Raw genomic sequence first — 25,885 nt, forward strand, 5'->3', positions numbered from 1 at the left:
AGCATCGGTTCCGGTGCGAACAGGATCCGGATGCCCCGGATCCTGTTCGTCGCGCTTGCTTGTCAGATGAGGAAGGCCAGCGTCTCGACGGGTCCGCCTGCGCTGATCAGGTGGACCGTCTTGGACGCGAGCCGCAGCCCGTCGCCGGTGCGACGTACCTTGTGAACGACGCGTCCTGCCCAGATCCGCTGCGTGTAACGGTATTCGAACAGGGCGAAGTTGGACTCGACCGTCACGGTGTCGGTGTCGGACGCGACGACCTCGTGGTTGCCGAGGATGCGGCGCATCACGGACGGCGGTGTCTGCGAGTGCCGATTACCGGTATTAAGCTGGGCGACACGGCTCTTGATGCGTCGCCGGTTGTCGTAGATGTACGACAGGCTGGTAGCAGGGTCGTCCTCCGGATGCATCGGCACCCAGTACAGGGCGTCGTCGTCCCAGAGCAGTTCCCACTCGGAGTACCGGGCTTCGTCCGCGAGACGGGCTTCGAGATTCAGGAACGCGATGATGTCCGCGTCCGGAGCCGGAAGCGCCTTCGGCGCGTCGCTACGCGGCGATCCGGTCGTGAGCGGCGATTCGATGGTGGTCATATGTGTTCAGTTCTCCTGTCCGACGACCTTGGCCCACTGGCGATAGAAGCCGCGCTGCGGGGTCTCTGCACTCTTGTCGCTGTTGACGATTCCGGTCTCGTCTTCGATATCGGTTTCGAGGCCGCGTGCGAGAACGAGCCATTCGGGTTCTTCGGCAGCGAGGCCCGCCTGGTTGCGCATGCCGATCTCTCCGTCGTCTGCGATGAGGAAGCCGGCCGGACCCATTGCACCTTCGGCGCGACGCAGCGTCTTCTGGTTCATCCGGTCCTGACCGGGGAACAGTGCAGCGGTGGTGTAGGCGATGGTCTCGTTCACGGCGATCGGCTCGACGAACATGATGTTCATCTCGGCAAGGAACAGGTTCGGCCAGATGAGGGTGTGCGGCGGACCCACAACGAGTGCGTCGTGCAGTTCGTCCTCGGAGTTCGTCTCTTCCATGGCCGCCACGTACTCTGGGAGCTTCTCGCGCTTCGTGCGGCCGTACCAGATGAATTCCTCGTCGAGCTTGCGATATTCGGCCGAGTAGTCGATTTCGGAATGCCCATCGAGAAGGTCGCGGACGACGACGTCTACTTTGGACGGCACATGCGAGACTTTCGCGGGCCGCACGGCGTCGTAGACCGACGCGTGGGTGAACAGGGCATGGTAACCGTCGACGTTGTTCTCGACGACCATCTTCCAGTTGGCGCGATGGTGGTGCTTCATCCAATTGGCACGCAGGTCGATCGTGCCGGTCGGCGACAGCGCCAGCAGCCGGTCGATCGCCTTGGTCGAACGCCCCAGGTGCTCGAGCAGCGAGATGCCGTCGGCTGCGAGCGAGGCGAAGATGAAACCGCGGTAGTTGTCGACGCGAGGCGCTTGGGCCAGACCCAATTCCGACTTGACCTTCTGGAAGGCTTCACCGTAGCCGTTTCTCATGGGTACTGCGGTGAGGGAACCGTCGTTACTGAAGGTCCAGCCGTGATAAGGGCACCGGTAGGAGTTGGCGTTGCCTTTCTCCGCGTTGCACAACTTGTTGGCCCGGTGCGTGCACCGGTTGAGCAGAACGCGGATCTCACCGTCCTTGCCGCGCGAGACGACGACCGGGTCCTTGCCGATCACCCGGGTGACGTAATCTCCAAGCTCAGCGACCTCGCTCTCGTGCGCAACGTAGACCCATCCGGTGCGGAAGATGGTGTCCAACTCGCGCTGGAAGATCTCCGGAGAGGTGTAGACCGAACCGTGCACGCGGTCTTCCTGCACGATGCGGGTGACGTCGAATTCGTCCGAGTGGGTCGGCGTCGATTCGGTGGTGGTCATGAAGTGGCCTCCGTCTCTGATGGGGCTGTGGGTTGGGCTGCGGGGATCGCGACCCCTCCGAGAAATCGGAACGCAACGTGGACCGGTGCGCCGATGGGCGGTGGGATCCGTGTCGGTTCGAGCGTGGTCATGATGAGCCGGTGGCCGCTGGTGAGGTCCACGTCGACGATCGGATACGGCCCGTCGGCGTGAACGAGGCCCGGTTCGGCGCGGTGCATAACCGTAGCCGAATGCACCGTTCCTACCGGTTCTACTGCAAGCCAATCACGTTCCAAGGATCCGCATCCGTCGCAGACCGGTTGCTCGAGGTCCAGCGGACGGCGGCACGATCCGCAGAAGGGCAGGACCAGTTCTCCGCGGGCGCTGCCCTCGTACAGCGGGGCGAGCAGGTCGTTGTCCACATCGGGTGCGAGCCCGTCGTCGAGCAGCCAGTCCGGCGCTTTCTGCACGGCGGTCATGCCGTCCGCTCCAGAATCATCGCGGCATGGTGGTCGATGCGACCGCCGATACCGCCGACCAGTGCAGTGGTCGCGCCGGCCACCTGCCGGTCGCCGCCCTGGTCGCGTAACTGGATCATCGCCTCGGCGAGCGGGGTCATTCCTTGAAGGTAGAAACCGGACAATTGACCTCCTCCGGTATTGGTGGGCAAGGCACCCCCCTTCGCGGTGCCTCCTGCCCGGACGAATTCGCCCGCCGGCGCTCCGCCTGTGAGGTCGTACTCGTCGAGGAGCAGCAGGGTCACGACGGAGAACGGGTCGTACAGCTGGGCGGTGTCGAGGTCGCTGCGGGCCATCCCCGCCGTGGCCAGCGCATCGTCGACCGCGCGGCGGCCGCCGCCGAACCACGACTCACGACCGGCACGGCGGCGACGCACCGGATGGTCGCGTCCGATGCCACGAACCGCGAGGCGGGCCTTGTGACCCACTGCCGGATCGCTGGAGACCACGACCGCGACCGCTCCGTTGACCGGGCGCGCACAGTCGAGTCGTCGCAACGGTTCCGCGATCATCGGGCTTGCGAAGTAACCGTCGGCATCGAGGGGAGTGCGCACCACGGCGTCCGGGTTTCCCAGCGCCCAGTCTCGGGTGACTGTAGTGACTGCGCACAGGTCCTCTGCAGTACCGCCGTAGAGATGCATCCACCGGTTGGCGAGAAGTGCGTAGGTGGGCACGGAACCCAGCAGGCCTGATGCCCGTTCCAGACCTCGGGCCCCGGTCCGCCCTCCACTGTGCGCATACGTCGATCCGGCGCCCTTTCCCGCGACCAGCGGCGCATCGGAAAACACGCACACGACCGTGCGGGCGGCGCCGGTGTCGAGGGCGAGCTGCGCACGCTGGATCATCGCAATAGTCGTCGCGCCCTTGATTTCTACGTGCTCGAGCAGCCGCAGATCGGAGAAACCTCCCTGTGCCGCGAATGCGACTCCGAGGCGGTCGGGGCGCACCCCCTGACTCGAACCCACGAGCAGTCCGTCGACATCGGAGTGGGCCAGACCGGCGTCGGCCAGGGCCAACCGGGTGGCTTCGCACGCAAGTTGTAGCGGTGTATCGCCCGGCTTCAGGGACATGGGAGTCATACCCAACCCGACCAGGGCCGTCTGCATGGTCACGAGCGAACCCCGTTACCGTGGGGACCTCGACCGAAGGATGGGTCTCGGGATTCGCGGTAGTTGCCGACCCGGATCCAGTCCTCGCGGTCTTCATCGGAGGCAAGACACAGGCTTGCGAGCTCGAGTGGGCTCAGAAAGATGTGCTCTCCCGACTCCAGATCCTCGACCAGCAGCCTGGGTCCGTTACCGCTGGTATCGAGGCTGATCCCGACGGCAGCGAACTCGTTGACCAGCTCCGCCAGGAGCCGGCGCTTGACTGCGTGGTGACCGCCGTTCTGTGCAGGCCCGGTTTGGGCAGATGCAGACATTGCGCTCGACACCCTTAGCTGTTGACGTCACCGACACGTGAGACCGAGTCGGCGGGGCTTGCTCATCTTGCGAAGACCCTCCATAGTCATATCGTATGCAACTGTCAGAAACAATGGAAGAGGCCGAATGGCCCCAATGGGGTTATTCGCGAATGATGCAGATCAGAGCGTATTAATGTGCAGTAAGCAAAGATGCACACCCTGATTAGATACTCGTTTCGGGCGGCCTCCTCGTCGAGCCCGCCTCGGTAACCCACCCTGGAAAGGTCCGCACATGACCGAGACAACGATCGCCACCTCGGCGCCCACCATCGACACGGAGAATTACCGCAGTATCTGGGGTTATCTCCGAGAGCTCGAGTTCCGTCAGGGCTTCGTCGAGGTGGCCGGTGTCCGCACCCGCTTTGCCGAAGTCGGCTCGCCCGACAAGCCGCATGCGATCCTGTTGCACGGCACCGGCGGACACTGGGAGACCTTCGCCCCCAATCTCGCCGAACTGAGCAAGCACTTCCATTGCGTCGCAATCGACATGGTCGGTAACGGCTTCTCGGAAAAGCCCGACTACGACTACGAGATTGCGGTGTACGTCCGGCAGATTCTCGCTGTCATGAACCACTTCGGCATGGACAGGGCCCACTTCGTCGGCATGTCGCTGGGCGCCTGGGTGTCTGCAGCCGTCGCGGTTGAACACCCCGATCGCGTGACCAAACTGATCCTCATGTCCCCCGCCGGGCTGATCGCCACAGCGTCGAACATGGCCCGAATCCGCGCCGAGCGCACCGAGGCTGTCAACAACCCGAGTTGGGAATCGATCCACAAGGTCTTCGAGCATCTCATCGCCGACGAAAGCAATCGCCTGCCCGACCTCATCGCGCTACGCCAGGCCATCTACCAGCGCGACGACACACGCGAGAGCATCGACCACCTGCTGATCCTGCAGGATGCCGAGGCCCGCGACCGCAACCTCATCCCTGAGGAGAAATGGGCGACCATCACCGCCCCGACGATGGTCGTCGCCTCCGGTAAGGACCACGGCGAATACCAGTCGACGGCACGCACCGTCGCGCGGGTCATCCCGAACTCGGAGGTGTTCGAGATGGCGGAGGTGCGCCACTGGCCACACTTCGAAGATCCCGAGAGCTTCAACCCGGCAGCGGTCGCCTTCCTCACGCGGTGACCACTACGGCGATGAACAGACCGTGAGTGAACACACGAGACGATGGATGGATGGACAACCGATGAGTGGACAACCCGCCGAGGGCGCCCCTGACGACGCCGCACTCGACGACGCCGCGCGCCGTCTCTACGAGGCGAAAAGAACCCGAATCCCGATCCGGCAGTTGTCGCTGCAATACCCGGAGATGACCATCGAGGACGCATACGCCGTCCAGCGGCGCCTCGTGGAACTCGAGGTCGCCGACGGCCGGGTGGTGCGCGGCCGCAAGATCGGGCTCACTTCCCGGGTGATGCAGCGCGCGGTGTCGATCACCGAACCCGACTACGGCGCGATCTTCGACGACATGTTCTTCGACGACGGTGGCTCGGTGCCCGCCGGGCGGTTTATCCGGCCACGCATCGAGGTCGAGCTCGCGTTCGTACTGGGTGAACCGCTGAAAGGCCCTGGCGTGACACTGTTCGACGTGCTGCGCGCAGCCGAGTATGTGACGCCGGCGCTCGAGATTCTCGACGCGCGGGTGCAGATGAGCGACCCGGACACCGGGCACCTGCGCACGATCGTCGACACCATCGCCGACAACGCCGCCGACGCTGGGCTGGTGCTCGGTGGTCGGGTGGTCAAACCGATGGACATCGACCTGCGGTGGGTGTCGGCTCTGCTTCTCCGAAACGGCGTCATCGAGGAATCCGGTGTTGCTGCAGCAGTTCTGAACCATCCGGCCAACGGTGTCGCATGGTTGGCGAACCGGCTCGCCCCGCACGGCGTCGGACTGGAAGCCGGCGAGGTGATCCTCGCCGGGTCCTTCACCACACCGATCTTCGCTGAGCCCGGCGATTCCTTCGTCGCCGACTACGGCCCGCTGGGCACTGTGTCGATCACTTTCGAGCGCGGCGAGGAGCAGAGCCGATGACGCGTAATCGATGGGCGGAGGTGCTGCGTGGGGACCGGGCGCAGTACGGCATGTGGATCGCTTCGGGCAACGCCTACAGCGCAGAGATCTGCGCCGGCTCCGGGCTGGATTGGCTGATGCTCGACCAGGAGCACGTACCCAACGACATCCGATCGACGCTCGCGCAGCTCCAGGCGGTGGCGGCGTATCCCATCGAGGTGCTGGTGCGGCCGGCATCCGCAGATCCGGTGTCCATCAAGCAGCTACTCGACATCGGTGTGACCAACCTGATCGTGCCGATGATCGAGTCTGCCGACGCTGCGCGGGCTCTCGTCGCAGCCACCCGATATCCCCCCGAGGGTGTCCGCGGGGTTGGTAGCGCACTCGCGCGCGCCTCCCGATGGAATCGAACTTCTGACTATCTCATCATCGCCGACCAGGGACTGACCGTCACGGTTCAGGTGGAGTCCGTCGAGGGGCTCGCGGCCCTGCCCGACATCACCGCCGTGGATGGCGTCGACGCCGTCTTCATCGGGCCCGCCGACCTGGCCGCATCGATGGGATATCTGGGTCGCCCCGACGCACCAGAAGTCGTCGAGACCATAGAAAAAGCGCTGCAGACCATTTCCGGGTGCGGTAAGTCTGCAGGAGTCAACGCATTCGACGAGAAGCTCGCGCGCCGCTACGTGGACGCGGGCGCTCGCTTCGTTCTCGTCGGCGCGGACGTGACGTTGCTGGCCCGCGGTAGCGAAGCTCTCGCCGCTCGGTACGGCTGCCGAACACGGCAGAATTAGCACTTCAATCTGACGCTCTTGTCACTTACACTCGGAGTGACGATCGCGGATCCGCGGATCCGCCCCAAGGAAGGTCTCCCATGGATTTGGACTTCACGAAGGAACAGGTGGAGTTCCGGGATCAAGTACGCACTTGGCTGGTCGAGAACAAACCGACCGAACCACGCCCCCGGAACAACGCCGAGATCCGCGACTACGATCTGGCCTGGCAACACGCCCAATGGGAGGGCGGCTGGGCAGGCATCGCATGGCCGACCGAATACGGCGGCCGCGGACTCACGCTGCTCCAGCAGCTGATCTGGTACGAAGAGTATGCCGCCCAGGGCTTCCCCGGCATCGACGCCAACTTCGTGGGCCTCAACCATGCCGGGCCGACTCTGATCACAAGGGCATCGGAGGCGCAGAAGTCGTTCCACCTCCCCCGGATCCTCCGCGGCGAATCACTGTGGTGCCAAGGATTTTCCGAACCCGAGGCAGGTTCGGACCTCGCATCGCTCAAGACCCAGGCAATTCTGGACGGCGACCATCTGATCGTCTCCGGGCAGAAGATCTGGACAAGCTACGCCGATATCGGCGACTATCAGGAACTGCTCGTCCGCACCGAAAACGGAAACTCGAAGCACAAGGGCATCACCTGGGTCATCTGCGACATGAAAACCCCCGGAATCACCACCCGACCGATCGAGACGATGGAGGGTGGAGCCGAATTCTGCGAGGTCTTCTACGACGACGTGCGAGTCCCGATCAGCAATGTCGTCGGCGAGATCGGCAACGGCTGGAGCGTGGCGATGTCGACCCTGTCCTTCGAACGCGGTACCGCATTCACCGCCAACCAGGTTCGACTGGCCCGCATCGTGGAAAAGCTGATCGACTACGCACACGACCACGTCGGACCCGACGGCCGGCGCCCGGCCATCGCCGACGACGAATTCGCCCGCCGACTCGCCCGCGCGCGCGCATCCGTCGCCTCCCTGCGCGCGATGACCTACGTCGGCATCTGCGAGAACATGAAGTCCGATACTCCCGGCCCCAAGGGTTCGATGCTCAAGCTGCTGTACTCCGATGTCACCAAGGAAGTCGCTGCTCTGGCAATGGACATCCTCGGGCCGGATGCCTTGCGCGGAAATTCACGATGGGACACGGACGGGTGGGTAGGAACCTACCTGCACTCCTTCTCCCAGTCCATCGGCGGCGGCACCTCCGAAATACAGCGGAACATCATCGGGGAGCGCGTCCTCGGTCTTCCGCGGTGACAGAAAGCGACTGATCATGGATCTCCTACCTTCAGACGAGCAACGCGAGATCATCTCCGCTGCTGAAAATTTCATCGCCGCGCGGATGCCTGTCGAGAATATCCGGCGGCGTATCGACGAACCGATGTCCGTCGACATCGATATCTGGCGCGAAGGCGCTGAGCTCGGCCTGACCACGCTCGGGCTTCCCGAGGAACACGGCGGCTCCGGACGCGGACTCGACGACGAAGCGCTGCTGTTCGCAACGCTCGGACAACACCTGGCCACCGGCCCGTTCCTCGCCACCTCCCTCGGAGCGAGGATCGCCGCGCACTGCGGAGACACCGACCTCATCACGAAAATCACCGATGGCCGTACCCTGGTCGGTCTCGCCGAACTGCGTAACGACGGTGCCGTCGGTCCGGACGGCTTCAAGGGCACATTCGATCTCATCGACGCGGCGGGCGCCGGCCACCTGCTCGTTATCGCCGAGGACGGAGCCGCACTGGTCGAAGCCACCGAATTCACCGGCGTCAAAACCCTCGAATCCATCGACCCCGGGACCCGGTTGGCCACCGCCACCGTCACATCGGGTCGTATTCTGCACTGGGTCTCCGCCAGTGCGGATCCGATCCGGACGCGGGCACTGTTGCTGTCGGCGGCGGGCCTCGCCGGAGTCGCGCAGGCGGCCGCCGACATGGCCACCGAGCACGCGAAGACCCGGGTGCAGTTCGGACGGCCCATCGGCGTGCATCAGGCCGTCAAGCACGCCTGCACCGACATGGCCGTGCGGGCCGACGCCGCACGCTCCCAGGTCTACTTTGCTGCCGCGGCCCTCCAAGCCGGCCGCAGAGACTCCGACTTCCAGGTTCTTGCGGCAAGAATTTCTTCCTCGCGTGCCGCAATCGACAACGGCGCCGCCAACATTCAGATCCAGGGCGGGATGGGGTACACCTACGAACACAATGCCCATCTCTTCCTCAAACGCGCACATGTCCTGTCCCACCTCGTCGAAGAGCCCACCGCCGCTCTCGCCGAATTCCTCGAGCAGGGAGCCCCCCAGTGAGCCGCAAAGTAGCTGTCGCCGGAGTCGCACTGTCCGATGTCGGTCGGGTCGACAACAAGAACGCCTACGAACTCATGGCCCAGGCGAGCCGTCGGGCGCTCGCGGATGCCGGACTGTCCCCCTCCGATGTGGACGGCCTTGCCTCCACCGGCCAGGGCACGCTGCCCCCCACCGACGTCGGTGAATATCTGGGCCTGAAGCCTCGGTGGATCGACTCGACCACCGTCGGCGGTGCGTCCTGGGAGGTCATGCTCGCGCACGCCACCGATGCCATCGCGGCCGGCCATGCCGACGTCATCCTACTCACCTACGGCTCCACGGCCCGCGCCGACCTCCGCAAGGGTCTACGGACAGCGAACGTCAACTGGGGATCGCGCGGCCCCCTGCAGTGGGACGCCCCGTACGGACACACCCTCATCTCGAAGTACGCCATGGCTGCGCGTCGTCACATGTACCAGTACGGCACGACCATCGAGCAGCTCGCCGAGGTCGCGGTGTCCGCACGATTCAACGCCAAGGACAACCCGGAGGCGTACTACCGCGATCCGATCACCATCGAGGACGTGGTGTCGGGGCCGATGATCGCCGATCCGTTCACGAAGCTGCACTGCTGCATCCGATCGGACGGTGGCGCCGCTGCAGTGCTCGTGGCCGAGGACCGTGTGAAGGACCTCAAGTCGGACCCGGTCTGGGTACTGGGTACCGGCGAAGCGACCTCGCACATGCTGACCAGTCAGTGGGACGACGTCACCGTGGGTCCGGCTTCGGTCACCGGTCCGCTCGCTTTCTCGCGGGCCGGGGTGACGCCGTCCGACGTGGACGTCGCCGAGATCTACGACGCCTTCACCTACATGTTACTGCTCACCATGGAGGATCTCGGCTTCTGCGAGAAGGGCGAAGGTGGCAAGTTCGTCGAGTCCGGAGCACTGCGACTCGGCGGCTCGCTGCCCACCAACACCGATGGTGGCGGACTGTCGGCGTGTCACCCGGGCCAGCGCGGACTGTTCCTCATCGTCGAGGCCGCGCGGCAATTGCGCGGGGAAAGCGGACCGCGGCAGGTCCCGGACGCGAAAATCGCATGCGTGAGTGGTACCGGCGGCTGGTTCTGCTCCAGCGGCACCGTGCTCCTGGGTTCCGAAGAACCGTGACCGCGCTCGAGACCTCTCCCCCGCTGCGCGCGGAGGAGTTCGCGAACACCGGCGACCTGCTCGACGCCGCGGCACGCGTCCACGGCGACCGCGACGCGTACGTCGAGCCAGGTACGGCGCGGATCTCGTTCGCGAAGTGGGTTTTCCGGTCACGTTCGCTCGCGGCGCACCTGTCCGAACATGGCGTCGGAAAGGGCGACGTCGTCGCTCTGATACTGCCGTCAGGCATCGACTACGCAGTGTGCTTCGCCGCGATTTCGATACTCGGTGCGGTCACCACCGGCGTCAATCCGAGGCTGGGCCCACGCGAGACGGAGGCGATCTTCGAACAGTCGCGCCCAGTGCTCGCTATCCGTGACCCCGATGCGGGTCTGCGCGAGGTGCCCGCAGGTTATCCGGTGATGTCCCGCGCGGACGCGGTCGCTGCAGCAATGGCGGGGCTTGGAGTGACGCCCTCGGTAGCAGTCACGCGCTCGGATCCGGTCACCATCGTCTTCACCAGCGGCACCACAGGCCTGCCCAAGGGGGCCTGGTTCGACGCCGACAACCTTGCCGCATCCGCCGCCGCGGCCGGCGTCATGAGCGCCCCGTACGACCGTCGACTGACGGGCACTCCGTTTCCCCACGCCGGTTACATGTCCAAGCTGTGGGACCAGTTGATCTGGGGCACCGCGGTAGTCACGGGCCCGGTTCCGTGGTCGGCAGCGGGGATGTACGCGGTGCTCCGCGACGAACGCGTCACGGTTGGCGGCGGCGTCCCCACCCAGTGGGAGAAACTGCTCGAACTACCGGGCCTCGATCGCTCCGCTTTTGTGCACCTGCGCGTCGGCGTGGTCGCCAGCGCGCCGGCCTCACCCGCACTCGTCTCGCGTGTCCGCGACCTGATCGGAGTGCCACTGGTCGTGCGGTACGCAATGACCGAATCCCCCACAGTCAGCGGCACCGAACCGGACGATGCGAGAGAGATCCAGTTCCGGACGGTGGGCCGGCCCCAGCACGGCATGACGGTCCGGGTCACCGACGACGACGGCCGGGAGCTGCCCCGCGGTGAGGTCGGCCGGATCCGCATTCGTGGAGGCTGTGTGACCCGGGGTTACTGGAACAACGACACGCTCACCGCCGACAGCTTCGACCGGGACGGCTTCTTCGTCAGCGGCGACCTCGGATATTTCACCGGCGAAGGCAACCTGGCGTTGGCCGGACGAGTCGGCGACATGTACATCCGCGGTGGTTTCAATGTGCATCCGATCGAGGTGGAACACACCATCGGTGAGCACCCGGACGTGCGACAGGCCGCTGTGGTCGGTCACCCGGCCCCGGTCATCGGTGAGATCGGTGTGGCATTCGTCGTTCCCGAGGATCCCGAAAGCCCACCCTCGCTCGAGGATCTGCGCACGTGGTCGCGTGCGCGGCTCGCCGATTACAAGGCACCCGACCACATGATCGTCGTCGACGCGATTCCTCTCAACGCCATGGCGAAGATCGATCGTGTTGCCCTGCGTTCCCTTGCCCAGGAACATCTTTCTCGCACCCCTGCGGTTCGGCGGCGCTGAGCTCACCGATCCGAGACCTCTACGACACTGCCCCTGCCGGTCGATGACCGGCAGGGGCAGTGTCGTAGAGGGAACCCGCCGGATCAGGCGCCGGCTGCCTCGGCCGCCGGGTACCGAAGTACGCCACGGATATTTCGTGCTGCGCGCATGTCGTCGAATCCGTCGTTGATTTTTTCCAGAGGATACGTCCGGGTCACCATCGCATCGAGATCGACCGACCCCGAGCTCCACAGCTCCAGCATCTTCGGAATATCGGAGCGTGGATTGCCCGACCCGTAGAGGGTCCCGACGATGCGCTTCTCCATCAGAGCCAGATCCATCATGCTGATGGACACCTCCTTTTCGACGAGACGGTGCATGTTGGCCACCACGAGCCAGCCCCGCTTCGCGACCATCCTCAGTGCCTTGGCGATGAGCTTGCCCTCACCGACGCCCATGGCACAGATGAATCGGTCGGCGCCCCGGTTCCAGGTGGCTTCCTTCACCACTTCCGCTGCCTCCTCCCAGGAGGCAGCGACGTGGGTTGCACCCAGCTCGATCGCCTTCTCGCGCTTGAACTCGCTCGGGTCGATCACCGTGATGGTGCGCGCACCGGATAATTTCGCACCTTGAAGCGCTGCCGCACCGATGCCGCCGAGACCCGCAACGACCACATTGTGGCCCGGTTCGATCTCCGCGGCGTAGACGGACGCACCCCACCCCGTCACGAATCCGCATCCGAGGAGGCAGGCCCGGTCGAGAGCATGGTGGGGTTCGATCTTGACGCAGCTGGCCTCGTTGACGACGGTGTGATGCGCGAACGTTCCGAGCGCCGACGAGATCGACAGGTCCTGGCCGCGTGCGTGGTGCCGGCTGCCGCCGTCGAGGATCTGCCGACCGCGACCGATCAGGGCGCCGAGATCACACAGGTTCTGGTGCCCGGTCGAGCAGGACGGGCAGCGACCGCACGCGGGGACGAAGCTGAAGACGACGTGATCGCCGGGCTGCAGCCAGGACACGTGCTCGCCGACCTGCTTGACCACACCGGCACCCTCGTGCCCGCCGACGAACGGGATCTGGAACGGCATGTCTCCCAGCAGGATGTGTTCCTCGGTATGACACATCCCCGACGCGTGCAGCTCGACGAGCACTTCCCCGGCTTTCGGTGGATCGAGCTCGATCGTCTCCACGGACCACGGCGCGTTGTGCTCCCAGAGGATCGCGGCCTGAGTCTCCATGTGAATCCTTCCGTGCATGTCGGCGCCTCGGCGCCGGTGAGAGTTGGTTACGCGTTGGACGGTCGATCGGGGTCAGCGGATGATCGACTGGAATTCGAGGTACTCGGCGAGGCCTTCCGGTCCACCTTCCCGACCGAGGCCGGACTTCTTGAATCCACCGAAGGGAGCGCCGCAGTCCAGGGACGGAGCCGAGTTGATCGACACCGCGCCGACGCGGAGCTGTACCGCAATACGATTCGCCCGCAACGTGTCTGGCGACCAGACCCCTCCTCCCAGGCCGTATTCCGAGTCGTTGGCCAGAGCGACGGCGTCGTCGTCGCCCTCGTAGGGTATGACCACGACGACGGGACCGAACAGCTCGTCACGGGCGATGGTCATGCTGTTGTCGACGTCCGCGAGAACCGTCGGGGCCACATACCATCCGGTGTCGAGGCCCTCGGGTCGCGCACCACCGACGACAATCCGTGCGCCCTCGTCCACCGCCTGTGCGACGTAGCCTTCGACGCGGTCGCGCGCGGTGGCGTTGATGAGCGGGCCGACGTCCGTGGCGCGGTCCGAGGGATCTCCCACGGTCAGGGCACCGACGGCGTCGCCGAGTGCCGCGACCACCTCGTCATAGCGTGATCGGGGTGCCAGGATCCTGCTGCGGGATACGCATACCTGGCCGTTGTTGCCCATCACGCCGCCGACCAATCCGGCGATCGTCGTATGGTCGAGTACGACATCGTCGAGGAGAATCGCTGCTGATTTGCCACCGAGCTCGAGACTGCACCGGCGGATGTCCGCGGCGCACAACGCGCCGATGTGAGCACCGACCGCGGTCGAACCGGTGAAACTGATCTTGTCCACACCGGGGTGCGTCACGAGTGCCTCGCCGGTCGCGGCGTGGCCCGACACGATGTTCACGACGCCCGGAGGCAGGTCGGCCTGCTCGATGATCTCGGTAAAGAGCGAGACTGCCAGAGGAGCGTCCGGGGCCGGCTTGAACACGATCGTGCATCCGGCGGCGAGGGCCGGGGCGAGCTTGAGACAGGCGGTGAACAGTGGCGCATTCCACGGCAGGATCGCACCGACGACGCCGACCGGCAGCCCGCGGACGTGGACTTCTCCTCCGGTCATCGACGGGCGCACCTCGTCGAACGGATAGTCGGTCCCGATCTTCTCGTAGGCTCGAAGCACGCCGAGGGTGCTCATGATATGGACGAATGTCGATGCGCGGCGGGGTGTTCCGACCTCGGCCGAGAACAGCTCGGCGAAATCGTTCTTCCGTGCCTCGAGGCCGTCCGCGAGCCGGCCGAGTGCAGCGGCGCGGTCCGCAGGGCTGTACGACGCCCACTCACCGTGCAGCGCTGCGCGGGCTGCGTCGACCGCCTGCCCCACCTCTTCCGGAGTGGCTTCCGAGACGTATCCCAGTACCTCTCCCGTCGCAGGTGAGGCCACCTCGATACGTTCGCCCCGGCCGGGATGCCACGCACCGGCTACGTAGATTCCATCGAACGTCCGCATCGGACTCCTTTCGACCGGGAGCGTGGATCCGCTCCGCAGCCACGTGGTGCGGTTGTACCGCCTGCCATGGTCTTCATTGATTCTGGCAGTCATGTCACTTTTCGGCAAGAGGTCGATACCGAGGGTTCCATCCCTTGCTCCCGGTTGATTCCGGATACTGGAGCACAGCTCCTCTGACGCTGACGTCATGAACAGGACTCCTGAAGATCGATCCCGTCCCGGCGACTACAGATCCCCGGCATCGCTCACGGACGCGGATACAGATCGCGCACATTGAACGGGCCACCGTGGGTGACGACGCCCATCGTGTCGAATCCACCGACCGAGTCGGTATGCACATACGTAGTGGGTGGGGCACAGATGAACAACTCCAACGCTTCGCTCGAGACCGTACGCGAAACGTCCTCCAGCAACGCAACGCGCTCTTCGTCGGAGTGCTGCTGCGTCACCAGTCGGTCGAGGGTTTCCCGCACCCCAGCAGGTAGCTGCCCCTGAAATCGTGACGTCAAGAAATTGTCCCGCAGGGTGATCACAGGATCGGACGAAGCCCCTCGAGAATAGGAGAACGCATCTGCCGTCCCACCTTGCCACTGCGCCAGAGCGTCGTTCAGGTCTGCGGCCTGAACGTCGAGTTCGATGCCGACCTGAGCGAGCTGATCCTGCATCGCGGCCGTCACAGGTACGAGGCTGCCCCCCGTCACGACCTTCAGCCGGAATCCGTCGCCGTACCCCGCGGCCTGCAGGAGTTGCCGTGCTTTCGCGGGGTCGTATGTGTACTTCACAGAAGGATCGTCCACGTGCCCGGCGATACCTGCCTGGAGCGGCTGCCCGGTCGGCGCGCAACGGCTGTCGAGCAAGCCCTCGTTGATCGCGTCCCGGTCGATCGCGTAGTTCATCGCCCGCCGGACATCGGGGTTGTCCAGTGGTCCACGGGTACTGTTCAGGTACATGGCCCACCACGTCGCATGATCGATCTCGGTGAGCTCGTACCCTCCGGAATCGACGAGGGCCCGAGCATCGCGAAGCTGTGGCAGCCGGACCATGGACGCCTCGACCTGACCGCTGCGCTGCGCGTTGAAGCGGGCGTTGTCATCCGGGATACCAAGAATTTCGAGAGTGTCGAACGCCGACAGTTCCGTGTCCCAGTAGTCGGCGTTCTTCTCGTACTCTGCACGGTCATTCGGCCGAACCGATACGAGCCGGTATGGGCCTGACCCGGCATCGAGCTGACTCAAATCGTGGTTCATCAACGCCGGATTGATGATGCTCGCGGGTGTGGTCGCGAATGCGAAGATCGCGTCGGCACGCGGCGCGTTCAATGCGACAACGACGGTCCGATCGTCCGGTGTCTCGATACCGTCGACGAAGGAGAAATACTCCGTCACGGTCGATCCAGGAAGCGTTCGCGCGCGTTCGATGCTCGCTTTGACCGCCGTAGACGTCACGGGGGTGCCATCGTGGAACGTCACGTCGTCGCGAAGCTCGAACGTGATGGACCGCATGTCCGGGCTGTACGACCACGTCTCGGCGACCATCGGCTGCAGCGTCGTAGCGTCGTCCGTCTTGTCCACCCGAATCAACTGGTCGTAGATCGGGAAAATGTACGGCTCCATCGCCAGCGGACTCCGCGCGAGATGCGGATCGAACGTGGTGGGCGCGAGAATCGAGGCGATGCGCAGGCGTTCTGCCGCATCGGAATCCCCGTCGCTGCCCCCGCACCCCGCAAGCACCAGGGCCGCTACCGATATCGCCACACACAGTCGGGTTGTTCGCCTCATTCGACACTCCTCTGATAACTTCCGGGACTCGCCGTCACAGACGATGGGTTCTTCCATAGTTCGGATGCGGTGGTCGCCTGTATCGGAGGCGGAGCCGGGGGTTCTGCCGGTGTGCGGGAGAATCTCGGCGCCGGTGCCGGCTGCACGACACCGGCAAGTTCTTGAAACACTCTGCGACTCGCCATATGTGGATGCTCGGGCGCCTCGGCGAAGTCGAGGACCGGAGTAACGCATGCGTCGGTTCCGTCGAAGACGGCCGTCCATTCGTCGCGTGTCTTCGTCGCGAACCTCTCCTCGAACACGGTGCGCAACTCGGCCCACCGCGACCTGTCATGCTGTTCCGGGAGCGACGCCGCCGGTAACCCGAGGCCCGTGACCATCTGGTGGTAGAACTCGGCCTCGAGCGCACCGACCGCAACGTATTTCCCGTCGGCGCACGCGTACGTGTCGTAGAACGGCGCTCCGCCGTCGAGCAGGTTCGTGCCCCGCTCGTCCGACCACTGACCCGCAGAACGCAACGCCCACAGCAGATGACCCAGCATCGGGGCACCGTCGACCATTGCCGCATCGATCACCTGCCCGTGACCGGATCTGTTTCGTTCGTGTAGTGCCGCAAGGATCCCGACGACCAGGAACATCGATCCGCCACCGAAATCGCCCAGCAGGTTGAGGGGCGGTAGCGGGCGCTCGCCGGCCCGTCCGACTGCGTGGAGCAGTCCGGTGAGGGCGATGTAGTTGATGTCGTGCCCGGCTCGGAGGCTCAGCGGGCCGTCCTGTCCCCATCCGGTCATCCGGCCGTAGATCATTCGCGGGTTGCGTGCCAGGACATCGTCGGGTCCGAGACCGAGCCGTTCGGCTACACCCGGTCGAAATCCCTCGATCAGGATGTCGGCACGGTCGATCAGCGCGAGAATCGATTCCTTGCTTTCGGGGTCCTTGAGATCTGCTTCTACAAGAATTCGACCGCGGAACTGCGGATTCCGCGGGCCGACAGGACCGAAATTGTAATCGGGGCGCCGGACACACGCGACCTCGGCACCGAGGTCCGCCAGTATCATGGCTGCGTGCGGTCCCGGCCCGATCCCCGCAAGTTCGACGACTCGCACACCGGCAAGCGGCCCGCCTCCTGCCACATCACGAGGTACGGACACTCGTCTCCTGTTCCTGTACCGTTCGACGGCCTCCCAGGACCTCGTCGATCCGGGCATTCGGGTACCCCAAGCCCGCGAGCACCTCTCGGGTGTCCTCGCCGACCGTGAAAGACCTTCCCGGAGAGTCTTTGTCGTCATTCCCCCACTCCACGAAGGTGCGGACCATGCGCAACCTCCCGAACTGCGGATCGGTGACGACGTGCGAGAACCGGTTTTCCTGGAGGAACGGGTCCTCGAGCGCACCCTGCTGCTCGAGGACACGGCACGCCGGCACGCCGTGCTCGGCGAGGAGGGCTAGCGCTTCCTCGACCGTGCGCGTTGTCAGTACCGATTCGATTTCGGCGAGGTCACCGATCCCGAGTGCCCGGAGAAGAGCCGTCGTTCGATCGGCCCCGACAGCGGCGACGGCAATCCATCCGTCGGTGCAGGCGTAGAACCGGTGGCCGTCCGCGGGACCCGGATGGTCCACTCCACCGCGCTGCGGTTCGGGGCGACCCGCATATGCCGTCAGTTCGCTGCCTTGGAGAAATATCGACGTGCTCGCGAGCGACGCCCATACCTGTTGTCCGACGCCGGTAGTGCCACGCTCGTACAGTGCTGCAAGTACACCGAGGGCCCCGAGGGCGCCCGTGCAGGTGTCGTGCGCGGGCATCGGGGCCGCGAGAGGTTGGGCGTCACCGCCTTGCGCGGCCGCCATGCCGCTCAGCGACTGAAACACCGGGTCGAATCCCGGCGCTGTCGCGTAATCGCCGGCACGACCATAGGCGGACACCGTGCACTGCACCAACTCGGGACGCTCACGTTGCAACACTTCCGGGCCGACGCCGAGCTTGTCCAGACGGCCCGGGCGCAGATTCTCGACCAGGACATCTGCTCTGCGAACGAGATTCAGCAGCGCGTCGCGTCCCGGCTCGGTGCCCAGATCCAGCACCACCCCGCGTTTGCACTGATTCACGGAGATGAACGACAGGGTGAACGCGCGGTAGGGATCCCCGTCCCGCGGTTCGACCTTGATCACCTCTGCGCCGTGATCCGCGAGCAGCGACGCGGCCAGAGGAGCCGCGAGGAACGTAGCGGCGTCGATCACCCGGATACCCTCGAGGGGACGCTGTCCCGACGGAGCCGCGGCGTCCATGGTCCTGGTGCGGCGCGGCCAGATCTCCGGTGTCCGCGACCTCTCCACAACGGCAGCGCGGGGGGTCTGCACTCGACTGCGGGAGAATGCGATCGGCACGTCGGGCATGGTGACTTCGCCCAGCACGTCGTGTTCGATCGTGGTCATGCCGTGATTGGCCGCGACGATGTCGCTCACTGCCCACTCGGCCCTCGTCCGGACGGGCGCGCACGGCACGTCTGCAGCAGCGAAGGTGCTGATCCAGTGACTACAGGGCTCCGTCGCGAACAGCGACTCGAGTTCGTGTTCGACCGCTTGCACTCCCGGGCTGCCGACGACCATCAGGTTGGTGAACTCTCCGCCGACCTCCGGAAGCACCAGGATGTCCATCCGATCGAGTGCATCGAGGGCACGGAAGAACAGATCCGGGGTCAGCGTGGCAAGGAAGAACCATTGCCCGTCCGATGCCTGGTACATGCGCCAGAAGGGCAACGAGCGCACCGAGCGGCCGGGGCTGAAGACGGGTTGGTCGACTCCCTCGATCATCATCGTCGCCATCTGTGTTGCAGCGGCGTGCACACCGCTGACAACGGCGGTGTGCCCTGCTCCCGTTCTGGTGCGGCCCACCAATCCGGCGACAGCGGCCCCTGCCCCGAGTGCACCGTGAAGAAGCGAGGTGGTTGCGACGACTGGCGCCACCGGCCGATCTTCGACACAGGGGTACCGGCCTGCGACGCCGCCGACGGCATCCAGCAGCAAGGGGTCCTCGTCGAGTTCCGCCCACCTGCCCGACGCTGCATACGGGGGCATCCACACGTGTGTCAGTCCGGGATTCCTGGCCTGGATTTCCTCCGCGCGTAAGTGCGATGCCGTGAGCCCGGCCGGTGTGTGGTCGACGAACAGGACGTCGGCTCCCCCGATCGCATTTTGAATCTCCTCGGCCCCCAAGGGCACGAGTCGTTTTCCTCGGTCCCACCACACTTCACCGGGATTCGCCGGTATGGCCGGGTCCGGCAGGACGTCGACTGCCCGCACGACGTCGGCCCCGAGGTCGGCGAGGAGCTGTCCGGCGATTCGTGCGGCCCGTGTCGTCGACACCTCCAGGACACGGATGCCGCTCAATGGACAATCACTGCCGCCTTCGTGCGACGCGGAAGGGCTGGTCATTTTCCTGCCTCAATTCGATGCTGTATTCGGTCGGGTCAATCGCTTTCGTTGCCGTGCATGGCGCCGCAAAGTAGCGGCCCTCGCATCTCCGGTGAAAAACTCCAGTTGGCGTCGCGCTTCGACTTCGACGAACCGGTCGAGGGGAGTCGTTCCGTGTCGAGAAAGTTCTGTTTCATCGCCCGCCACCCGCACGCCGAGCGTCTGAACACCCGGGTCAGACCGAGACTGCGGCTGCGGCTGCGGCTGCGGCTGCGGCTGCGGCTGCGGCTGCGGCTGCGGCTGCGGCTGCGAAACACTGGCAATTGCGTCCGCGCTCACGACTCCGTGGCGGTTTGCCATGATCGGACACCTTTCGTAGAGGAGACTTCTCGTCGAGAGAGCCGGGTCCGTCACCGGCCGGAGCGGGTATTCACCTCGGATCAACGCGTCGCGGCGTATCGCCGGCAGGAACGAACTGTGAAGCACATCACCACCGATCGAGACGGTAATCCGATTACTCATCGCGGTCAACAGGGTTACTGCAGCCCGGCGTCCGAGACGGGAGGATCGCTCGTTGCTCGATTGCCATCGCACACCGTCGAATCCTTGGATCTGACGATGATGTCACTTAGACTCGGTGGACCGGCGCGGACGACAACCCCAAAGCCGTCACCCACGCCCCACCATGACCCGCAGAAGGAAGCAGATGTGATCGAATCCGGCACTGCCGCACACACCATCACCACCCTGGCCAATCTGCGCGACGTAGCCGGACTACCGATGGGGGACGGCGGCACAACCCGCTCCGGAGTGCTGCACCGGAGCGACGCACCCCGAACGGACGACGCAGTACCGGCACACGTTTCGTCCTGGCCGCCGCGTGTCGTGGTCGATCTTCGATCGCATCGTGAGGTGCAGCGTTCACGATGCGAGTGGCCCCACCAGACCACCGTGCATCACCATCCGCTACACGACGCCGCTGCACCTGGGGTTACCCCGCCAGGAGATCTACCGGAACTCTACGATCTCATCCTCGACTCCGGCGCTGCACGCATCGCCGCACTCGTCCCATTGGTGGCCCACGCGGACGGGCCCGTACTCGTCCATTGCGCGGTGGGCAAAGATCGCACCGGCGTCGCAATTGCCGCGCTACTGCTCGCCGCCGGAGTTCGTCCCGAAGCAGTGATCGCGGACTATCTCGCCACCGCGCCGAACATGCCCGCACTGCGACAGCGGTGGGCCTCCGTTCAGTCGCGCTCGACCCGTCCACTCCTCGGCGCCCACTGGTTCGAAACGCCCGAACCGGCAATCGCCGCGGTCGTCGAACGGATCGCCACCGCACCGGGAGGGCCGGGAGGGTGGCTCCGGGACCACGGGGCGCGCGATATCGATCTGCACAAGTGGCGTGAGCGAATTCGCGCGTAGCAACTTCAACTTTCGTACCGAACCGAACAGCAGTCACCCACCGAAACGGAGTACCTCCATGCGAATTCATATCGACGCTCTGCAGTGCGAAGGACACGGCATGTGCGCTGCAACAGCGCCGGACCTTTACGATCTCAACGACGACGGCTTCGCGACGCCGACGGACTTCGAGGTTCCGCCGGGATCAGAGAGTTCGGCCGAATCCGGCGCGATGGCGTGCCCGATGGGAGCGATCAAGGTTCAGCACTGACCTCGAGTGATGGCGCTCGAACTGGAGGAATAGGGCCACGGAGCCGGTGGACCACTCGGCTGACGGCCCCGTGGCCGGAACATCACTCCCCCTCGAGCGCGTTCAGTGTTCTTTCTTCTCGCGCGCAGAACTCCAATAGTCGCGATTGGTGGCAACCTTGCCGTTGCGCAGGGTTCCGATCGAGGTCCCACGTATTCCAGCGGGCCGCATGATCCACTCGGCTGCGAACTCGTCGCCGTCGGCGATGGTTGTCACGACCTCGTAGGTGGTCCCGGGCGTAAGCTCGAGAGCTCGCTCGACGAACGCGCGCGCCTCCACAGCCCCTACTGCAACGTGCCCGGTAGGGACATCTTCGACCACGATATCGTCGTCGAACCAAGCGCAGATTTCGTCCGCATCGGCGGAATCCCATGCTGCATAGTAGCTCTTCATCCAGCCGTTGTCGGTCAAGACCGTTCTCCATTCGTTGTCGGACCCGCTGTGAGTAAGCGACGCAGCGCTGCGTCGAGCGGTTCGGTGCGGTTGTTCCCGAGGCGGTTTCCGACCGCCACGGCAAGTGCGGGATGCGTCGCACCCTTTTCGGCGAGCCCGCGTGTAGCGAGCCAGCCGACGAACATCAGATAAGTCGCGGTAAACAATTCGCGCGCTTCCTCGTCGCTGAAGCCCGCTTTCCGCAGGATCCCGAGCGCGGTATCGGTGAGGCGGCCGGCTGCGGGCGAGGGCCGGGTGACCGTCAACGCATACACGCCGGTACCCGGGTACCGCAGGAAGGTCCGGTCCATCGCGGTGACCATATCCATGTACTGCTCGATCCACGGGGCATCGGCGTCCACTGTGATGTCGACCTGTGCGGCCACTGCTTCGACGACTCGACTGACGAGTCCGTCCGTGTCGCGCAGGTGGTAGTGGACAGCAGGTGCGGTGACTCCGAGTTCTTCGGCCACCGCCCGCACCGTCAGCCGTTCGAGGGACGAACGTTCAACGACGCGCAGGCCTGCCTGCACCACATCTGTCTCGGATATGGGCTTGGGCTGCGTTCCACCACGGCGGCGAGCCATCCGGCACCTCCTCGATCGTTCGAATTCGGTCTAGCCGACGCACACGCCATTATGTCACAATAAATGGGTTGATTTACAGTGGGTAAATGACTCTTGGCGGCATCGGAGGTAGTGGGATGGACTGCGACGTCGTGATCGTCGGTGGAGGCATCGGTGGATGCGCACTAGCGGTCCGTCTGGCCACAGCCGGCCTGGAAGTGACCGTACTCGAGCGGGAACCCGTCTACAGGGACATGGTCCGGGGTGAGGCCCTCATGCCATGGGGCTATCTGGAGGCTGTGGAACTGGGTGTCGCAGACACGCTCCTCGCAGCCGACGGAATGTCGGTGATCACCCGGATGGTTCCGTACGACGAAGCATCCTCCGTCGAGACGGCACAGCGTCTCTCGAGCGACCTGTCCTCGGTCGTGCCCGGATCCCCCGGAGTGATCGGCGTCGGACATCCCGAACTACGCGAAGCACTTGCCGCAGCAGCAACCGAAGCGGGGGCGGTCCTCATTCGCGGCGTGCACCGAACTGCAATCGAAGTGGGGCCGGAGCCACTTGTGACCTACGAGATGGACGGTGAAAACCATTCACTGCGTTGCCGACTGGTGGTCGGCGCGGACGGCAAGACCTCCACTACCCGGGCTGCACTCGGGGTCACATTGTTCGCAACCCATGCGAGGGTCAAGCTCTCCGGCATGCTCGTCGACGACGGCGGGGTGTGGGACCGCTCCGTGACCACGATTGCCATCGACGGACGCAACCAGTTCATAGTCATCCCGAGACAGGACAACCGACTGCGGCTGTACGTCGGACGCCGCACGAGCGATCCTACCCCGATCAAGGGACGCACCGCGATCCCCGAGTTCCTGGAGTCGTACCGCACGCCCATCTTCCCGGACCCCCAGACACTTGCGGAGTCGACACCCATCGGTCCGTGTGCCACCTTCCCGATGAACGATGCGTGGACGAGCGAAACCGTTGTTCCCGGTGCAGTATTGATCGGCGACGCCGCCGGGTGGAGCAATCCGGTGACTGCGCAGGGACTCAGCGTGACCTTGCGCGACGCGCGCGTGCTGGCCGAGGCGCTCCTGGATCACAACGAATGGACCCCACAGACCCTCGCCGGATACGCCGAGGAGCGTCAGAGACGCATGGCGAGATTGCGGTTCGCCAGCGCATTGTCGGACTTGCTCGCCGGCTTCGGTTCGCCCGACCGCGCTGCCAGGCGGTCACGTATGCGCAGTGCGCTCAGGGAGAATCCCGAACTCGGCGCAGCGCTCGGAGTCGTGCATTCCGGTCCATGGAACGCGCCTTCCGATGCATTCTCTGCCGACATCCTCACGACTTTGGCTCTGGCCTGACCTACCTCCGACTCGGTCGGGATGCGCGACATCAGTGCAAGGCCGCCAGCTTCATCGGCAGCTCCGCGACGTCTGCCACGGACCGCAGCAGGTCATTGAGATGAGTACACGACCCGACACCCCTGAATTCGCCTACCACAAGGGGTGCAACATCGAGCACGGTCCTGCCGATCAGCCGGTCCACTGCGACCACAGCACCCGAGCATTCCGGCCAGGGCAGCACACGCGGGGTCGCCACCGCACGGACGATCTCGAGCGTGTCGGCCCTGACAGTCAGGTCCAGGTGGTACTCGTGCACCACCGTCTCGACGCAGTGCTCGTCCACGTAGCTATCGCGGAACATCGCGTCTACGACGAGGTCCCCTTCTCTGCGGACATCGATCCGCCGCAACCGCCGCATACCTTTCGCAGGCAAGGCGTCCAGGTGATGCCACGCGAGCGGGTCGGGCCCGCGAACGAGGTCCGGCGCGGGCGGACCGATCACCACGGGCGCAGTGCCGTTGGTTTCGATACCGCCGATGAACACTCCACCGGTGGCGAATCCGGCACAATAGTCCGCGCGGGGAAGGGCACTCGTCCGTGGAACCGGTACAGCGGTGACGGCGGGATCCTCACGAGTGAGTGCGTAACCGGATATCACCGTCGCCACGGGTACGTCGTCAAGTACGCGGTGGAGCAGCGAGTGCTCCCGAGCACCGTTCGGGAGCGCTGCCGCGAGTGCGGACCGGAACCCCGACCCGGCACGAACGCCCACCAATGCGGTCAGATCCGGACCCGCCTGCCCCGCATCTGCGGACATCACAGTCCGACCACCAATGAAGTCGATCTCCACAGCGCTGTGCACGGTGTCGAACTGCACCGGCGAGCCGTCACCATGAGTGCCGAGATCCCTTCCGCTGCCGTGCAACAGCAACTGACCCTCGCGACCGTCGGGGCGGAGGATGGCGACCGCGGTCGTGCGCCGCACGGAATACGGCAATCGCGCCGGAGTGGAATCGGTCGGATTGTGCACCCCTCTCCGCAGTACCCACGAGTTCTCGCCCACAGCTTTCCTCCGCATCGCTCTACCCTTGCCGATAATGTACACTGTCGTCAGATCCGGGATATCATGGTCGGAAGTGCACATTTTCGATAAAAATACTTGCACAGCAACGTATCTCGATTATCTGAGGCACACATCGGCTATGCCGGCCATCGCCCGAACGGATCAGGAGTTGTCCATGACTTCCCAGCCTGTAGAGCTCGTGCCCGATGCGCTGTACGCAGTCGGCGACGCGGCACCGAACGACGGACGCCTGTCCTGGGCCTCTCCCGGCACGTCGGCGTTCGAGCCCGTCAACTCTTTTCTCCTCGTCGAAGACGGGCACGCCCTCCTCATCGATCCCGGTGTCGCGGCGCATGAAAGCACGATGCTCGGCCAACTGGGCGAGATCCTCGGGCCCGAAACGAAATTGTCGGTGTTCTGCACGCGATTCGAAGGTGACTGTGTGACCGCACTCGGTCCGGTCATTCGCGATTTCAACGTCGTGAGCATCTTCGGCGGCGGTGTGAGCAATCCCTTCGACTTCTTCGAGGACGTCAGCCCGCAGGAACAGATCCGCACCGACCACCACATCGAGATCCTTCGCAAGAAGGCCGGAGACACCATCGAGGTCGGCCCGGGACGCAGCGTCGACCTGCTCTCGACCTCACTCCGCGTCCTGACCACGTTCTGGCTGTACGACGAGCGCACGGGCACCCTGTTCACCTCGGATTTCTTCGCATATGAGGGACTCGATCATGCGGATCGATCCGATCTGGTTCGTCACACGACCCCGGACACGTTCGACCGCAGCGCCGCGGCACGCCGCCTGTTCACGAAGATCGACTGGTTGCTGCTCGCCGATCCGGCACCGTTCGTCGAAGAACTGGACCGGCTCTTCGACACCTACGACATCCGTGCGATAGCTCCTGGTCACGGTCGGATCATCGTCGGGCGTGAGACCGTCCGTTCCTACTACGAGCTGACCCGCGAGCTTCTGCTGACCTGCGGTCGAGCTCACTCCACAGGAGAGGTTCCCGTTCATGGCTGAGCCGTTTCGCGAGATCGCCCCGGGCCTGTTCTGGCTGGGCGACTGCCTGAAGTTCGAGTACGGAGACGAGATCTGGCACGGTCACGTCTCCACGTACCTGGTGGTCGGCGACGACCGGACGTTGCTGCTCGACACCGGTCACCCCGCCCACTGG

General features: G+C 64.8%; 24 protein-coding genes. 11 read left to right on the forward strand and 13 right to left on the reverse strand.

From position 1 onward, the window contains the following. Positions 1 to 62: 62 nt before the first annotated feature. Genes Q8814_RS04835 through Q8814_RS04855 form a run of 5 tightly spaced genes read right to left on the reverse strand, consistent with a single transcriptional unit; the run spans position 63 to position 3,806 of the window. The gene (locus tag Q8814_RS04835; protein ID WP_330150881.1) at positions 63 to 590 is read right to left on the reverse strand and encodes an aromatic-ring-hydroxylating dioxygenase subunit beta; all 528 of its coding nucleotides are present in this window, start codon (positions 588 to 590) and stop codon (positions 63 to 65) included. A 6-nt stretch (positions 591 to 596) separates the two neighbouring features. Beyond that, a complete protein-coding gene (locus Q8814_RS04840; RefSeq protein WP_330150882.1) occupies positions 597 to 1,889 on the reverse strand; it encodes an aromatic ring-hydroxylating oxygenase subunit alpha in 1,293 nt (430 codons plus the stop codon). Continuing rightward, positions 1,886 to 2,347, reverse strand: a complete 462-nt coding sequence (locus Q8814_RS04845; RefSeq protein ID WP_330150883.1) for a Zn-ribbon domain-containing OB-fold protein — start codon at positions 2,345 to 2,347, stop codon at positions 1,886 to 1,888. The genes Q8814_RS04840 and Q8814_RS04845 overlap by 4 nt, the downstream gene beginning before the upstream one ends. Next, positions 2,344 to 3,492 (reverse strand): thiolase family protein, encoded by a 1,149-nt coding sequence (locus Q8814_RS04850; protein ID WP_330150906.1) that lies wholly within the window; start codon positions 3,490 to 3,492, stop codon positions 2,344 to 2,346. The genes Q8814_RS04845 and Q8814_RS04850 overlap by 4 nt, the downstream gene beginning before the upstream one ends. Positions 3,493 to 3,494: 2 nt before the next feature. Continuing rightward, positions 3,495 to 3,806 carry a hypothetical protein gene (locus Q8814_RS04855; RefSeq protein WP_330150884.1) on the reverse strand — a complete coding sequence of 104 codons (312 nt, stop codon included), beginning with the start codon at positions 3,804 to 3,806 and terminating at the stop codon, positions 3,495 to 3,497. 274 nt (positions 3,807 to 4,080) lie between these two features. Between Q8814_RS04855 and Q8814_RS04860 the strand changes: the two genes are divergently transcribed. The 7 genes from Q8814_RS04860 to Q8814_RS04890 all read left to right on the forward strand — a co-directional run bounded on the left by Q8814_RS04860 (position 4,081) and on the right by Q8814_RS04890 (position 11,665). Beyond that, complete coding sequence (locus Q8814_RS04860; protein WP_330150885.1) at positions 4,081 to 4,983, forward strand: alpha/beta fold hydrolase; 903 nt, start codon at positions 4,081 to 4,083, stop codon at positions 4,981 to 4,983. A gap of 61 nt (positions 4,984 to 5,044) precedes the next feature. Beyond that, positions 5,045 to 5,893 (forward strand): 2-oxo-hept-4-ene-1,7-dioate hydratase, encoded by an 849-nt coding sequence (gene hpaH / locus Q8814_RS04865; protein ID WP_330150886.1) that lies wholly within the window; start codon positions 5,045 to 5,047, stop codon positions 5,891 to 5,893. Then, positions 5,890 to 6,666: an aldolase/citrate lyase family protein gene (locus tag Q8814_RS04870; RefSeq protein WP_330150887.1), complete on the forward strand. Its 777-nt coding sequence runs from the start codon at positions 5,890 to 5,892 to the stop codon at positions 6,664 to 6,666. The genes hpaH and Q8814_RS04870 overlap by 4 nt, the downstream gene beginning before the upstream one ends. Before the next feature lie 80 nt (positions 6,667 to 6,746). Beyond that, a complete protein-coding gene (locus Q8814_RS04875; protein ID WP_330150888.1) occupies positions 6,747 to 7,919 on the forward strand; it encodes an acyl-CoA dehydrogenase family protein in 1,173 nt (390 codons plus the stop codon). A 16-nt stretch (positions 7,920 to 7,935) separates the two neighbouring features. Beyond that, positions 7,936 to 8,964, forward strand: coding sequence for an acyl-CoA dehydrogenase family protein (locus Q8814_RS04880; protein WP_330150889.1), 1,029 nt, complete (start codon positions 7,936 to 7,938; stop codon positions 8,962 to 8,964). Then, positions 8,961 to 10,112, forward strand: a complete 1,152-nt coding sequence (locus Q8814_RS04885) for an acetyl-CoA acetyltransferase (RefSeq protein ID WP_330150890.1) — start codon at positions 8,961 to 8,963, stop codon at positions 10,110 to 10,112. The genes Q8814_RS04880 and Q8814_RS04885 overlap by 4 nt, the downstream gene beginning before the upstream one ends. Then, positions 10,109 to 11,665 (forward strand): class I adenylate-forming enzyme family protein, encoded by a 1,557-nt coding sequence (locus tag Q8814_RS04890; RefSeq protein WP_330150891.1) that lies wholly within the window; start codon positions 10,109 to 10,111, stop codon positions 11,663 to 11,665. Before Q8814_RS04885 ends, Q8814_RS04890 begins: the two co-directional genes overlap by 4 nt. An 83-nt stretch (positions 11,666 to 11,748) precedes the next feature. On the opposite strand, the gene Q8814_RS04895 is transcribed toward Q8814_RS04890, so the two are convergent. From Q8814_RS04895 to Q8814_RS04915, 5 genes are all read right to left on the reverse strand, one after another. Continuing rightward, positions 11,749 to 12,882, reverse strand: coding sequence for an NDMA-dependent alcohol dehydrogenase (locus Q8814_RS04895; protein ID WP_330150892.1), 1,134 nt, complete (start codon positions 12,880 to 12,882; stop codon positions 11,749 to 11,751). A gap of 72 nt (positions 12,883 to 12,954) precedes the next feature. Then, positions 12,955 to 14,388, reverse strand: a complete 1,434-nt coding sequence (locus Q8814_RS04900) for an aldehyde dehydrogenase (RefSeq protein ID WP_330150893.1) — start codon at positions 14,386 to 14,388, stop codon at positions 12,955 to 12,957. A 245-nt stretch (positions 14,389 to 14,633) separates the two neighbouring features. After that, the gene (locus Q8814_RS04905; RefSeq protein ID WP_330150894.1) at positions 14,634 to 16,166 is read right to left on the reverse strand and encodes an ABC transporter substrate-binding protein; all 1,533 of its coding nucleotides are present in this window, start codon (positions 16,164 to 16,166) and stop codon (positions 14,634 to 14,636) included. Beyond that, a complete protein-coding gene (locus Q8814_RS04910; RefSeq protein ID WP_330150895.1) occupies positions 16,163 to 17,317 on the reverse strand; it encodes a CaiB/BaiF CoA transferase family protein in 1,155 nt (384 codons plus the stop codon). The genes Q8814_RS04905 and Q8814_RS04910 overlap by 4 nt, the downstream gene beginning before the upstream one ends. Next, positions 17,301 to 19,598, reverse strand: a complete 2,298-nt coding sequence (locus Q8814_RS04915) for a CoA transferase (protein ID WP_330150896.1) — start codon at positions 19,596 to 19,598, stop codon at positions 17,301 to 17,303. The genes Q8814_RS04910 and Q8814_RS04915 overlap by 17 nt, the downstream gene beginning before the upstream one ends. Positions 19,599 to 20,285: 687 nt before the next feature. On the opposite strand from Q8814_RS04915, the gene Q8814_RS04920 reads away from it, so the two are divergent. Together Q8814_RS04920 and Q8814_RS04925 are read left to right on the forward strand one after the other, a co-directional pair. Further along, positions 20,286 to 21,002, forward strand: coding sequence for a tyrosine-protein phosphatase (locus Q8814_RS04920; RefSeq protein WP_330150897.1), 717 nt, complete (start codon positions 20,286 to 20,288; stop codon positions 21,000 to 21,002). A 58-nt stretch (positions 21,003 to 21,060) separates the two neighbouring features. Further along, positions 21,061 to 21,252, forward strand: a complete 192-nt coding sequence (locus Q8814_RS04925; RefSeq protein WP_330150898.1) for a ferredoxin — start codon at positions 21,061 to 21,063, stop codon at positions 21,250 to 21,252. 102 nt (positions 21,253 to 21,354) lie between these two features. On the opposite strand, the gene Q8814_RS04930 is transcribed toward Q8814_RS04925, so the two are convergent. Together Q8814_RS04930 and Q8814_RS04935 are read right to left on the reverse strand one after the other, a co-directional pair. Next, positions 21,355 to 21,702, reverse strand: a complete 348-nt coding sequence (locus tag Q8814_RS04930; RefSeq protein ID WP_330150899.1) for a nuclear transport factor 2 family protein — start codon at positions 21,700 to 21,702, stop codon at positions 21,355 to 21,357. Further along, complete coding sequence (locus Q8814_RS04935; protein WP_330150900.1) at positions 21,699 to 22,310, reverse strand: TetR/AcrR family transcriptional regulator; 612 nt, start codon at positions 22,308 to 22,310, stop codon at positions 21,699 to 21,701. Before Q8814_RS04935 ends, Q8814_RS04930 begins: the two co-directional genes overlap by 4 nt. Before the next feature lie 86 nt (positions 22,311 to 22,396). Between Q8814_RS04935 and Q8814_RS04940 the strand changes: the two genes are divergently transcribed. After that, positions 22,397 to 23,659, forward strand: coding sequence for an FAD-dependent oxidoreductase (locus tag Q8814_RS04940; protein ID WP_330150901.1), 1,263 nt, complete (start codon positions 22,397 to 22,399; stop codon positions 23,657 to 23,659). A 31-nt stretch (positions 23,660 to 23,690) separates the two neighbouring features. Here Q8814_RS04940 and Q8814_RS04945 read toward each other — a convergent pair whose 3' ends face one another. After that, a complete protein-coding gene (locus Q8814_RS04945; RefSeq protein WP_330150902.1) occupies positions 23,691 to 24,671 on the reverse strand; it encodes a DUF2889 domain-containing protein in 981 nt (326 codons plus the stop codon). Positions 24,672 to 24,879: 208 nt separating this feature from the next. On the opposite strand from Q8814_RS04945, the gene Q8814_RS04950 reads away from it, so the two are divergent. After that, the gene (locus tag Q8814_RS04950; RefSeq protein WP_330150903.1) at positions 24,880 to 25,731 is read left to right on the forward strand and encodes an oxygen-binding di-iron domain-containing protein; all 852 of its coding nucleotides are present in this window, start codon (positions 24,880 to 24,882) and stop codon (positions 25,729 to 25,731) included. Positions 25,732 to 25,885: the final 154 nt, after the last annotated feature.

The sequence above is a fragment of the Rhodococcus chondri genome (assembly GCF_036327435.1).
In the GTDB taxonomy this organism is placed as follows: Bacteria; Actinomycetota; Actinomycetes; order Mycobacteriales; family Mycobacteriaceae; genus Rhodococcus; species Rhodococcus chondri.

Excerpts from the sequence above, each read along its gene's own strand:
- Q8814_RS04835 (WP_330150881.1), bottom strand. The coding sequence starts at position 590 with ATGACCACCATCGAATCGCCGCTCACGACCGGATCGCCGCGTAGCGAC.
- Q8814_RS04840 (WP_330150882.1), bottom strand. The coding sequence starts at position 1,889 with ATGACCACCACCGAATCGACGCCGACCCACTCGGACGAATTCGACGTC.
- Q8814_RS04845 (WP_330150883.1), bottom strand. The coding sequence starts at position 2,347 with ATGACCGCCGTGCAGAAAGCGCCGGACTGGCTGCTCGACGACGGGCTC.
- Q8814_RS04850 (WP_330150906.1), bottom strand. The coding sequence starts at position 3,492 with ATGCAGACGGCCCTGGTCGGGTTGGGTATGACTCCCATGTCCCTGAAG.
- Q8814_RS04855 (WP_330150884.1), bottom strand. The coding sequence starts at position 3,806 with ATGTCTGCATCTGCCCAAACCGGGCCTGCACAGAACGGCGGTCACCAC.
- Q8814_RS04860 (WP_330150885.1), top strand. The coding sequence starts at position 4,081 with ATGACCGAGACAACGATCGCCACCTCGGCGCCCACCATCGACACGGAG.
- hpaH (WP_330150886.1), top strand. The coding sequence starts at position 5,045 with ATGAGTGGACAACCCGCCGAGGGCGCCCCTGACGACGCCGCACTCGAC.
- Q8814_RS04870 (WP_330150887.1), top strand. The coding sequence starts at position 5,890 with ATGACGCGTAATCGATGGGCGGAGGTGCTGCGTGGGGACCGGGCGCAG.
- Q8814_RS04875 (WP_330150888.1), top strand. The coding sequence starts at position 6,747 with ATGGATTTGGACTTCACGAAGGAACAGGTGGAGTTCCGGGATCAAGTA.
- Q8814_RS04880 (WP_330150889.1), top strand. The coding sequence starts at position 7,936 with ATGGATCTCCTACCTTCAGACGAGCAACGCGAGATCATCTCCGCTGCT.
- Q8814_RS04895 (WP_330150892.1), bottom strand. The coding sequence starts at position 12,882 with ATGGAGACTCAGGCCGCGATCCTCTGGGAGCACAACGCGCCGTGGTCC.
- Q8814_RS04900 (WP_330150893.1), bottom strand. The coding sequence starts at position 14,388 with ATGCGGACGTTCGATGGAATCTACGTAGCCGGTGCGTGGCATCCCGGC.
- Q8814_RS04905 (WP_330150894.1), bottom strand. The coding sequence starts at position 16,166 with ATGAGGCGAACAACCCGACTGTGTGTGGCGATATCGGTAGCGGCCCTG.
- Q8814_RS04915 (WP_330150896.1), bottom strand. The coding sequence starts at position 19,598 with ATGACCAGCCCTTCCGCGTCGCACGAAGGCGGCAGTGATTGTCCATTG.
- Q8814_RS04925 (WP_330150898.1), top strand. The coding sequence starts at position 21,061 with ATGCGAATTCATATCGACGCTCTGCAGTGCGAAGGACACGGCATGTGC.
- Q8814_RS04935 (WP_330150900.1), bottom strand. The coding sequence starts at position 22,310 with ATGGCTCGCCGCCGTGGTGGAACGCAGCCCAAGCCCATATCCGAGACA.
- Q8814_RS04940 (WP_330150901.1), top strand. The coding sequence starts at position 22,397 with ATGACTCTTGGCGGCATCGGAGGTAGTGGGATGGACTGCGACGTCGTG.
- Q8814_RS04950 (WP_330150903.1), top strand. The coding sequence starts at position 24,880 with ATGACTTCCCAGCCTGTAGAGCTCGTGCCCGATGCGCTGTACGCAGTC.